At 57.6% G+C, this 11,572-nt stretch carries 3 protein-coding genes and 6 pseudogenes; 1 reads left to right on the forward strand and 8 read right to left on the reverse strand.

Going from position 1 to position 11,572, the window contains the following annotated elements:
• Positions 1-49: 49 nt before the first annotated feature.
• The 8 genes and pseudogenes from SOPEG_RS23795 to asd form a co-directional block, all read right to left on the reverse strand.
• Positions 50-838, reverse strand: a pseudogene (locus SOPEG_RS23795) (glycogen/starch/alpha-glucan phosphorylase); the annotation flags it as partial.
• A 24-nt stretch (positions 839-862) separates the two neighbouring features.
• A pseudogene (gene glgA, locus SOPEG_RS01565) lies at positions 863-2,292 on the reverse strand (glycogen synthase GlgA).
• Between the two features lie 52 nt (positions 2,293-2,344).
• Positions 2,345-3,623 (reverse strand): annotated as a pseudogene (glgC, locus tag SOPEG_RS01570) (glucose-1-phosphate adenylyltransferase).
• 11 nt (positions 3,624-3,634) lie between these two features.
• Positions 3,635-5,614: pseudogene (glgX, locus tag SOPEG_RS01575) on the reverse strand (glycogen debranching protein GlgX).
• Positions 5,611-7,641, reverse strand: a pseudogene (glgB, locus tag SOPEG_RS01580) (1,4-alpha-glucan branching protein GlgB). The pseudogenes glgX and glgB overlap by 4 nt, the downstream one beginning before the upstream one ends.
• A gap of 43 nt (positions 7,642-7,684) precedes the next feature.
• Positions 7,685-8,608, reverse strand: a complete 924-nt coding sequence (locus SOPEG_RS01585) for an IS5-like element ISSoEn1 family transposase (RefSeq protein ID WP_025243834.1) — start codon at positions 8,606-8,608, stop codon at positions 7,685-7,687.
• A 76-nt stretch (positions 8,609-8,684) separates the two neighbouring features.
• A pseudogene (locus SOPEG_RS28145) lies at positions 8,685-8,834 on the reverse strand (GlgB N-terminal domain-containing protein); the annotation flags it as partial.
• Between the two features lie 718 nt (positions 8,835-9,552).
• On the reverse strand, positions 9,553-10,659 hold the full coding sequence (gene asd, locus SOPEG_RS01590; RefSeq protein ID WP_025244064.1) for an aspartate-semialdehyde dehydrogenase: 1,107 nt from the start codon (positions 10,657-10,659) through the stop codon (positions 9,553-9,555).
• A gap of 207 nt (positions 10,660-10,866) precedes the next feature.
• On the opposite strand from asd, the gene SOPEG_RS01595 reads away from it, so the two are divergent.
• Positions 10,867-11,460, forward strand: coding sequence for a YhgN family NAAT transporter (locus tag SOPEG_RS01595; RefSeq protein WP_025244065.1), 594 nt, complete (start codon positions 10,867-10,869; stop codon positions 11,458-11,460).
• Positions 11,461-11,572 lie beyond the last annotated feature (112 nt).

An 11,572-nucleotide genomic window follows, 5' to 3' on the forward strand; every position in this document is an offset into this window, starting at 1 on the left:
GCCCTGATAGGGAGGAAGTCGTCACAAATTTCGGATTTATTCAACAAAGCGAATAATTTTTGTCTTCCACCGCGGCGAAGTAGTCGCCCTGATTAAATTTGCCGAGGTTGATCTCACTGCTCGCCTGCGCACTCCACAGCCGCAGGGTATTGGTGGCATCGGTATCAAAGCCCGGGATAATCTGGTCATAGGCGCAGGCCAGCACCTCTTCGGTTTCTACCCAGCGGATTTTGGCGCCTTCATGCTATAGCCTGCCGCCGAAACGGACCTTATAGCGGCTGGGGTGGCGGGGAAACTCCCACGGGTTGCCGTACTCCAGCCAGTAATCGGGAGACTCGGCCTGCTGGCCGTTGACGATATTTTGCTTGAACATACCGTATTCATAGCGGATGCCGTAACCGCGTCCCGGCAGCGCCAAAGTCGCCATCGAGTCGAGAAAACAGGCCGCCAGCCGTCCCAGACCGCCGTTGCCCAGGCCGGGATCGTTCTCCTCCTCGGTAAGCAGATCGTCCAGCTCCAGCCCCATTTCATCCAGCGCGACCCGGGTGTCCTCATAAATTCCCATCGCCAGCAGCGCATTAGAGAGCGTGCGGCCGAGCAGAAATTCCATCGACAGATAATACACCTGGCGCACATCCTGCGACAGTTGGGCGCGGTTGGATCACAGCCAGCGCTCCACCATGCGATCCCGTACCGCCAGCAGCACGGCATTTAGCCACTCGTGTTTGTTCGCCACGGCGGGATCTTTGCCGATGGTGAACATCAACTTGTAGGCGATGGAGTGTTTAAGTGCCTCGACGCTGAGGGTGGGTGACGCATAGATAAACGGTGAATTCATGCCCGTGTTTCCCCTGGTTGAACCTTAAAGGCGTTGATACAACGACTGATAGGCTTTCGCGGCAACGCGCCAGCTGAAATCCAGTCCCATCGCCTGCCGCTGCACATAACGCCACAGCGACGGCCGCGACCACAAGACAAAAGCGCGGCGGATAGCGCGCTGCAGGCCCGCGGCGGTGGCATCTTCAAACACAAAACCGCTGGCGACGCCGTCCGACAGATTTTCCAGCGAACTGTCGGTGACGGTATCCGCCAACCCGCCGGTACGGCGCACCAGCGGCAGAGTGCCGTACTTCAGCGCATAAAGCTGGGTGAGCCCGCATGGCTCAAAGCGGCTCGGCACCATCAACACGTCTGCGCCGCCGATAATGCGGTGCGAAAATGCCTCATGGTAGCCCAGTTGTACCCCCACCTGGCTAGGATATTCCGCCGCCGCGGCCAAAAATCCCTGTTGCAGCGTGGCGTCGCCGGCGCCGAGCAGCGTGAGCTGGCCGCCCTGCTCAAGCAAATCCGGCAGGACCTCCAGCACCAGATCCAGCCCTTTCTGGCTGGTTAGCCGGCTGACCACCGCGAACAACGGCACCTTTTCATCCACCGTCAGCCCCATCGCGGTTTGCAGGTGGCGCTTATTGTTGACCTTCGCCTCCAGCACATCGCGGTTATAGCAGGTGGCGAGCATGGCGTCATGGGTTGGGTTCCAAATGGCGTCATCGACGCCGTTGAGAATACCGCTCAACCGCCCCTGGGTCTGTAGGGACGCCAGCAGCCCCTCCATGCCGTAACCGTAGGCCGGCTGCGTGATTTCCCGGGCGTAAGTAGGGCTGACCGTCGTGACATGATCGGCATAAAACAGCCCGGCTTTCATATAGGAAATCTGACCATAAAACTCCAAACCATAGGTCTGGAAAAAGTCATCCGGCAGTTGGAGTTCCGATAAATGACGCGGGGAGAACAACCCCTGATAGGCCAGATTATGCACGGTGAACACCGATTTTCCGGCCGGCCTTTCGCCGCCAGATAGGCGCAGGTCAATCCGGCATGCCAGTCGTGGGAGTGCACGATATCCGGACGCCAGGTGGGATCCAGCCCGGTAGCCATTTCCGCCCCCACCCAGCCCTGGACAGCGAAACGCAGGTAGTTATCCATATAGGCGAACTGATCCTAGTCGTGATAGGGGCTGCCGTGACGATCGTAGAGATCCGGAATATCAATCAAATAGATGCCAACGCCGTTGAAACGGCCGTACAACAGTACGCCGTGGCGCGACAGCGCATCGAACTCTTTTACCACACGGCTATCGGGAACACCTTTACGCAGATCGGGAAAGGCAGGCAGGAGAACCCGCACATCATCGCCCTCTGCGATTTGCGCAGCGGGGAGCGCCCCTACCACATTTGCCAGACCCCCGGTTTTCAATAAGGGGAACAATTCAGAACAAACATGTAGAACCTGCATCATCGCTCCTGTTGTGGCTTAGTGCTCTTCTAGTGACCGTTTGAGGTCTTCCCTAACTGAGTTTTGCCAATGTCTCGCGGGTGACCAGCACGACGCCTTCTTCCGTAAGGTGAAAGCGTTACCGGTCCAAATCCGCCTCTTCGCCAATAATCATGTCATCAGGGATCTGGCAGGCGCGATCGATAATGCATCGTCGCAGCCGGCAGGAGCGTCCGACAATCACGTCAGGCAACAGCACCGCCTGTTCCAGCTCGCAAAAGGAATGGATCCTGACGCGCGGAAACAGTACACAGTGTTTCAAGGTAGTCCCGGACAAAATACAGCCGCCGGAGACCAGTGAATTCAGCGTCACGCCGGAATGGCCGGCGCGATCCTGGGTAAATTTGGCGGGCGGCATCGCCGTACGGATCGGCCACTCGCGATCGTAAATATTCAGCTCAGGCATAACCGGCGCGAGATCGAGGTTGGCGCGCCAATAGGCGTCCAGCGTGCCGACATCGCGCCAGTAGGGCGTACTCTGGCCGGGCTGGGCCGACCGCACGCAGGAGAGCGTAAAGGGGTGCGCACAGGCATCGCCATTGGCGGTCACGCGGGGCAGAATATCCTTGCCGAAATCGTGGCTGGAACGGTCATCGCGCCGATCTTCCTCCAACCGCTGGTACAGATAGTCAGCGTTGAAAACATAAATGCCCATGCTGGCGAGCGCCATGTCCGGCTGGCCCGGCATCGCCGGGGGATCCTCCGGTTTCTCCACGAAATTCACCACGCGATAGTCGGCATCCACCGCCAACACGCCAAAATCACGCGCCTCGTCGCGGGGGACCGGCAGACAGGCAACGGTACAGGGTGCGCCCTTCTCCACATGATCGATAAGCAGCCGCGAATAATCCATCTTGTAGATATGATCGCCGGCCAGGATCACCAGGTATTGCGCGCGGTAGCGGCGAATAATGTCCAGATTTTGCGACACCGCGTCGGCGGTACCGCGGTACCAATGTTCGGTTGCCAACCGCTGCTGGGCGGGCAGCAGGTCAACAAATTCGTTCATCTCGGCATTGAGGAACGACCAGCCGCGCTGGATATGCTGTACCAGCGTATGGGATTGATATTGGGTAATCACGCCGATGCACCGGATGCCGGAATTCAGGCAATTGGACAAAGCAAAATCGATGATGCGGAATTGCCCCCCCGAAATGTACCACGGGTTCGGCGCGTTCGGCGGTCAGCCCTTTTAGTCGCGAGCCGCGTCCGCCCGCCAGGATCAACGCCACGGATTGAATCGGTAACTGGCGCGCCAGTATCACCGGGTCACTGCTTGCAAACCGCACCATAGCCCACTCCTTTAATCCTGTTCCAGCACGCATGCCGCGCGGGGACCAAGCGATAGCAAAAGGTCAGCGGGGGCTGACATAAGCGGCTGAAACGGTGCCGTTAACCGCCACCTCCCTTCAGGTAAGGTGATTTCACAGGGGCTTGTCGTGGCATTGATCACAAAAAGCGTACGTTGCGATAAACGAATTTGCAGCCGCGTTTCCCCCTGCTGCCATTGTTCCGCGCACAGCGGAGCACCGTGCTCATCAAGCCATTCGACCTGCTCCGGCGAATCCTCCACCCACCAGCGATCGACGTTTAGCGCCGGAATCGATTGACGCAGGCGGATGAGCCCGGCGGTGAACGCGGTCAACGCCTCATCGACCTGCGCCCAGTCCAGCCAGGTAGTGGCGTTGTCCTGGCAATAGGCGTTGTTATTGCCCTGCTGGCTATGGCCGTGCTCATCGCCGGCCAACAGCATCGGCGTGCCCTGGGACAACAGCAGCGTCGTCAGTAGCGAGCGCTGGCTTTGGCCACGATCGGCATTCACTTGAGCGCTGGCGTCCAGCCCCTCATGGCCGTGGTTAAAGCTGTGGTTCTCACCGGCGCCGTCGCGGTTGTCCTCACCGTTAGCCTGATTATGCTTGTGGTTAAAGCTCACCAAATCGCGCAGCGTGAAACCGTCATGGGCGGTCAGCATGTTTACCGAGGCGGCCGGCGAGCGCTGGCGGAACAGATCGTCCGAGGCGGCGAAACGGCGGGCGAATTGACCCAGCCGAATATCCCCGTGCAGCCAAAAGCGACGCACATCATCGCGAAAGCGATTGTTCCATTCGGCAAACGGCGACGGGAAACGCCCCGCCTGATAGCCGTCCGGTCCAATATCCCACGGCTCGGCGATAAGATTGCAGCGTCCGAGCAGCGGGTCGGCTTTGATGGCGGCAAACAGCGGCGCGTCGGCGCTGAACGCCGGCGTCCGGCCCAGCACGCTGCCGAGGTCGAAACGGAAACCGTCTACGTGGCACTCCTCCACCCAAAAACGCAGACAGGTCATTACCCATTCCCGCACCAAGGGCTGACAAAGGCGCAACGTATTGCCGCAACCGGTCCAGTTCCGATAGTCGCCCTGCTCATCGAGCCAGTAGTAGCTGCGGTTGTCGATCGCGCGCAGCGACAGCACTGGCCCGAACCGATCCAGTTCCGCGCTGTGGTTGAATACCACATCCAGTAGGACCTCAATGCCGGCGCCGTACAGCGCCCGCACCATATCGCGGAATTCGTTCAGCGCGCTTTGCCCCTGTTGTCCCGCGGCATAAGCGGGCTCCACCGCGCAGGGGGCCAGCACGTTATAGCCCCGGTAATTAGACAGCCCCTAGCGCTGCAATCGCGGCTCATGGGCGTGCTGCTGCACCGGCAGCAATTCAACGGCGGTAATGCCGAGGGAGCGCAGGTACGCCAACATTTACGGATGGGCCAGACCGGCATAGGTCCCGCGCAGCGCGGCGGGAATAGCGGGGTGCAACTGGGTGAGACCACGCACGTGGGCTTCATAGATCACCGTCTTCCCCCAGGGCACCGCCGGCGGCGTATCGCCGCGCCAGTCATAATCGAGCGCCACCACCCGGCATTTGGAAACATAGGGCGCGCTGTCGGTGGGATCCGGCTGGTCGCCCGCGTCCAGCAGCGCCGGATGGTCGCCGACCTCCCCTTCCAGCGTGTAAGCGCAGGGATCGATAACCAGCTTTGCCGGATTGAAACGGTGGCCCTCGCCGAGGGCGAAAGGGCCATGGAGACGAAAGCCGTAACGCAGGCCCGCACCGGCGCCGGCCAGATGGCCGTGACAACGATCGCCGCTACGGCCGGGTAATTCCCACTGCTGTTCGCCGCCCTGCTCATCGAATACGCACAGCACCACCCGCTCTGCATGGGCGGAAAACAGGCAGAAATTGACGCCGGCGCCGTCAATGCGGGCGCCCAGGTATTCAGGAGACCCCGCCGTTAGCGCCGTCATTCCCCCTCCCGCAGCAAAAAGAGGGTCGCCAGCGGCGGCAACGTCAGCGACAGAGAATAGCCGTGGTAATGCCAGGGGATCGGCTCGCTGTGGATTTCGCCCTGATTCCCCGTATTACTGCCGTTATAATAAGCCGAGTCGGTATTGAGCACCTCATGCCAACGGCCGCCGTGGGGGACGCCGATGCGATAGCCTTGGCGCGGCACCGGCGTAAAATTGCTGACCACCAGCATTTCATTGCCGGCGTTGTCGCGACGCAGGAAGGCAAATACCGAGTTTTCATGGTCATCAGACACCAGCCACTGAAAGCCGGAAAACGTATAATCGCACTCATAGAGCGGAGGATGACTGCGATAGCATTGGTTCAAATCCCGCACCAGCCACTGCACGCCGGCATGGTAACCGCCTTCATCGTCCAGCAAATGCCAGTCCAGGCTCACATCGTGGTTCCATTCTCGGCGCTGGGCAAATTCGTTACCCATAAACAGCAGCTTTTTACCGGGATGGCCCCACATAAAGCCGTAATAAGCGCGCAGATTGGCGAATTTTTGCCAATCGTCGCCGGGCATACGTCCGAGAATGGACCCCTTGCCGTGCACCACCTCATCGTGGGACAGCGGCAGCACAAAATTCTCGCTGTAGGCATAGACCATGCTGAACGTCATCTGATGATGATAGTATTTGCGATGCACCGGATCGAGCTGCATATAGTGCAGCGTGTCGTTCATCCAGCCCATATTCCATTTGTAATGGAATCCCAGCCCGCCGGCGTCCGGCGGCCGGCTGACTCCGGAAAAAGAGGTGTACTCCTCCGCCACGGTGACCGCGCCGTCACGCTGCGTGCCGACGGTATGGTTGGTGTAGCTCAGAAAGGCGATGGCCTCCAGATTTTCATTGCCGCCATAAAAGTTGGGCACCCACTCACCGGCGGCGCGGCTATAATCGCGGTAAATCATGGAAGCCACCGCATCGACCCGCAGCCCGTCGAGGCCATAACGCTCCAGCCAAAACAGCGCGTTGCCGGCCAGATAGTTGCGCACTTCGTTACGACCATAATTGTAAATCAGCGTATTCCAGTCCTGATGCCGCCCCTCTTTCGGATCGGCGTATTCGTACAGCGCCGTGCCGTCAAAGTGCGCCAGCCCGAATTCGTCGCTCGGGAAATGGCCCGGCACCCAGTCCAGCAGCACGTTCAACCCGGCCTGATGGGCGGCGGTAATGAGCGTGCGAGAATCCTCCGGCGTACCGAAGCGACAGGCCGGGGCATAAATGCCAAGGGGCTGATATCCCCAACTGCCGTCAAAAGGGTGTTCATTTATCGGCAACAATTCGATATGGGTAAAACCCATATACTTCACGTAGCCGACCAATTGCTCCGCCAGCTCCAAATAACTAAGCCAGAAATTATTCTCGGCGTGGCGGCGCCAGGAGCCCAGATGCACTTCATAAATGGCGATAGGTTGGTTCATTCCATTGGCCTGGCGGCGTGCCACGTCAGGCGGATCCGCCGGCGGCGGCAATCCTCGCGTTAGCGACGCCGTGTCTGGACGCATAGGGATCGGCTTTGAGCCGCGTCTGCCCGTGGCAATCGATGATTTCATATTTATAAAGTTGACCAACGGTTACCGCCGGCAGAAAGAGTTCCCAAATACCGTTTTCCCGCCGCTGGCGCATCGGATGGCGGCGGCCCTCCCAAAAATTAAATTCCCCAACTACCGAAACCCGCCGCGCATTGGGCGCCCAAACGGCGAAACGCATGCCGGCGACGTCATCGAGAACCTCAGGATGTGCCCCCAGCCGTTCCCAGGGACGTAAATGGGTGCCTTCCGCCAATAGCCAGCTGTCAATATCCTGTAATAAAGGACCGAAACGATAAGATAAGTATGCTCATGCCAGGTAACGGCCAGCCGATGATGAAAAGGATTTTTACGCCGTGGAATCAGCGCGCTAAAAAAACCGCGCGGGTCATCACAGTTTAAATCTGTGACTCGGCGTCCATTTTTCGCCTCTATTACGCTTTGTTGAATAAATCCGAAATTTTTGACGACTTCCTCCCTATCAGGGCGATTGTTACATGATGCGGACGCTGTTTGGCATTCCTAACAACGTGATCCGGTTAAGCGCTTTGACCATTGCCATAGCCTCACCTACCTGCGCGTCATAGTCATGCAGACTCAGATGACCACCCAGAAGTATTTTAAACCGGAACATGGCCGTTTCAGCCAGTGAACGCCGGTGATAACCTACTTTCTTTTTCCAGGTATCGTTATTGCCGCTCAGATGCTGATTTGCCACCGCATGGTTACGCTCATGGTATCGAGCTGGCCAATATTGCGCACCACTTCGCGGTGGGATAAGCGGCTTTATTTTTTTCCTCAGCAGAGCATCATGACAGTAACGCGTATCGTAAGCACTGTCAGCCGACGCTTCCCTGATTTTCCGGTGGGTTTGGTTAATCAGCCCGGGCAGCGCCTGCGCATCTGTCGTACCGCTTAGCGATAAATCGGCACAGATAATTTCATGTGTCGCGCTATCTACTGCCAGATGAAGCTTGCGCCATACTCTGCGCCTCTCAGCCCCATGCTGCCTGACTTTCCATTCGCCTTCGCCGAAGATTTTCAGGCCGGTGCCATCGATGACCAGGTGTGAGATTTCGCCGCGGGTTGGCGTTTTTATGCTGATGTCGACGGTTTTTGCTCGCCGGCTGACCAGAGAGTAATCTGGGCAGCGCAGCGACAGCCCCATCAGTTTAAAAATCGAGTCAACGAAACCCTGTAACGCCCGGAGCGAAAGGTTAAACACGCGCTTTATCATCAGAACCGTGGTAATGGCCATATCGGTGTAGTGAAGCGGCCGGCCACGATGTTCAGGTGGTGTACTCTCAGTCCATGCAGCAATGGCTGACTCATCAAGCCATACTGTCAGGTCCCCCCGCTGCCTGAGCGCATTGTTATATGCGGGCCAGTTGGTAATTTTAAACTTTTGCTTTGCCATGGGGACCTGATGTTGAAACGAATGTAGTGATCATAGCCGCCAGTCACCTAAAAGTTCGATTTATTCAACAAAGCCCCTCTATTACCGTGACCGCGCTGGCATCCGGCAATAACGCGCGTACCACCAAACCCGCCTCGGTGTAATGTATCCCCAATAAAGAAAACGGATCGGCATAATGGTCGACCACCAGTGCGGTAATAACATCTTGGTCGGGATATCCTGCCATGTCTTCTTCCTTTGCTTACTCCATGAAATAAAAGGATATTGCAAAAAAAATAAAGGGTAAAAACCTACCAGCCAGCACGCTCTCGCACCGTCAGCCGCGCGCGGCGGCGGCACGTTGGCGGTTAACGTACGTGACAAGGGAGCAGAAAGTTTCCATATGAGAGACAATTACGATGAGAACGTAATCATGGAACTCTCAATAATAAGCATAGACAAATGTTTACCGCGCGTTCAGGCTTGCTTAACGAAATTTTTTATTAACTATTAAGCCTATGAAAAACTTAACTTCACTCAGTTAAATTTTTTATCAGCCAAAAAAACACGTTGGCGACAGGTGTTGCATCAAACGCAATGAATGACGGGCGCCCACGGATCGTTAATCAACGGATGGGCGGAGAGTACGCCGCGCGGGTCTGCGCCGATGACGGGTGGGGCCGACCGTACTCTGGCGCGGGCGCGTCATGCGCGTCATCTTTTCTCATTGCGCTGGGACATGAGAATATCAGCCTACCTGAATCGCCGGCGCCCGATGGCGCTTAAAGTGCCACAGGCATTAACCCGGCGCTGGTCGCGCAGGAAGGAAGAAAATAAAAGCAGGTGGACGTGCGCGAGTGAAGTCAGTTTACCCGGCGGCACGGCGAAAGACGACTATCCGCCCCTCGCTTCAGGCGGCAAGGTGCGGCTATCGTTCCTTCGCACCCGGCGGCAAGGGGCAAATATCAGTGAGCTAACTGGCGCAGCATGCGGCGCAGGGGTTCGGCGGCGCCCCACAACAGCTGATCGCCGACGGTGAAGGCCGAAAGATACTCCGGCCCCATGTTCAATTTGCGCAGCCGGCCGACCGGCGTTTTCAGCGTGCCGGTCACCGCCGCCGGCGTCAATTCCCGCATCGACAGTTCACGATCGTTAGGTACCACGGTCACCCAGTCATTATGGGTTGCCAGCAAACGTTCAATTTCCGCCAGCGGAACATCCTTCTTCAGCTTCAGCGTAAACGCCTGGCTATGGCAGCGCAGGGCGCCGATGCGCACGCACAACCCATCCACCGAAATTGCCTGACGGGTGTTGAGGATTTTGTTGGTTTCCGCCTGGCCTTTCCACTCTTCGCGGCTCTGGCCGTTTTCCAGTTGCTTATCTATCCAGGGGATCAGGCTACCGGCCAGCGGCACGCCAAAGTTATCCGTCGGCAGGGTGCCGCTGCGGGTCAGATCGGTGACCCGCCGCTCGATATCCTGAATGGCCGAAGCCGGATTTTGCAGCGGTTTCGCTACCGCGTCGTGCAATTGCCCCATTTGAACCAGGAGTTCACGCATATGGCGCGCCCCGCCGCCGGATGCCGCCTGGTAGGTGGCGACCGAGGCCCACTCCACCAAATCCTGGGCAAACAACCCGCCCAGCGACATTAGCATCAGGCTCACGGTGCAGTTACCGCCAACAAACGTCTTAATGCCGCGATCCAGGCCCTGTTGAATCACCGCCTGGTTAACGGGATCGAGAATGATAATCGCGTCATCGCGCATACGCAGCGACGACGCTGCATCAATCCAATAGCCTTGCCAGCCGATTTCACGCAGCCGCGGATAGATTTCGTTGGTATAATCGCCGCCCTGGCAAGTAACGATAATGTCCAGCGCGCTGAGCGCCGCCAGATCCCGTGCATCTTGCAGCACGCCCTGCTGGCCGTTGACCGCCGGCGCGGGCTGACCATGTTGGGAGGTGGAAAAAAATACCGGGCGGATGGCGTCAAAATCACGCTCTTCGGTCATGCGCTGCATTAGCACTGAACCGACCATACCGCGCCAGCCGATAAAACCAACGTTTTTCATGTTTAATTGTCCTGTCGTAGGGGGTGACAAACTATTCCGTGTGCTCTTACTACACAGCGTCAGCAGGATACACTCTGTCCACCATAAAAAATGTGGCCGAAATACCGCAAGTGAAATTATTCGATTTTAAGCCCTTTTTCAGCAGCGGCGCTTATACTCTTCCCCTGCCGTTGCCGGGGCGCCGGCGCTGATGACGTTGAGGTAATAATGAGTGAAATGATATCGGCCACCGTTTTGTTATTTCTGATTATGGATCCCTTGGGCAACCTGCCCATATTCATGTCGGTGCTCAAACATCTGGAGCCGAAGCGGCGGCGCGTTATCGTCATCCGGGAAATGCTGATAGCGCTGCTTCTAATGCTGGTTTTTCTGTTTGCCGGCGAACATATTTTGTCGTTTCTCAGCCTGCGCACCGAAACGGTATCCATCTCCGGCGGCATTATCCTCTTTCTGATCGCTATCAAAATGATTTTTCCTTCCCAGGAAGGCAACAGCACCGGCCTGCCGGCGGGGGAAGAGCCGTTTTTGGTGCCGCTGGCGATCCCGCTGGTCGCCGGCCCGTCTATTCTGGCGGCGCTGATGCTGCTATCGCATCAATATCCACTGCAAATCAACCATTTGGTCCTGGCTTTACTCATCGCCTGGGGTCTGTCGGTCGTCATCCTGATGTTGTCCAACGTCTTTCTGCGGTTGCTGGGGAGTAAAGGGGTCAGCGCGCTTGAGCGGTTGATGGGGTTATTGTTGGTCATGATCTCGACTCAGATGTTCCTGGACGGCGTGCGCGCCTATCTGCGTACTTAGGGACGGGAGACAACATCGTCAATCAATAGACCGGGCGTGACAACCGCCCGCACGCTCAAGAAGCGGCAGGCGGTCGATTGGTAAAACCCGGCCTAGCAGGCAGACTGCCAGG

The organism is Candidatus Sodalis pierantonius str. SOPE, assembly GCF_000517405.1.
GTDB lineage: Bacteria > Pseudomonadota > Gammaproteobacteria > Enterobacterales > Enterobacteriaceae > Sodalis_C > Sodalis_C pierantonii.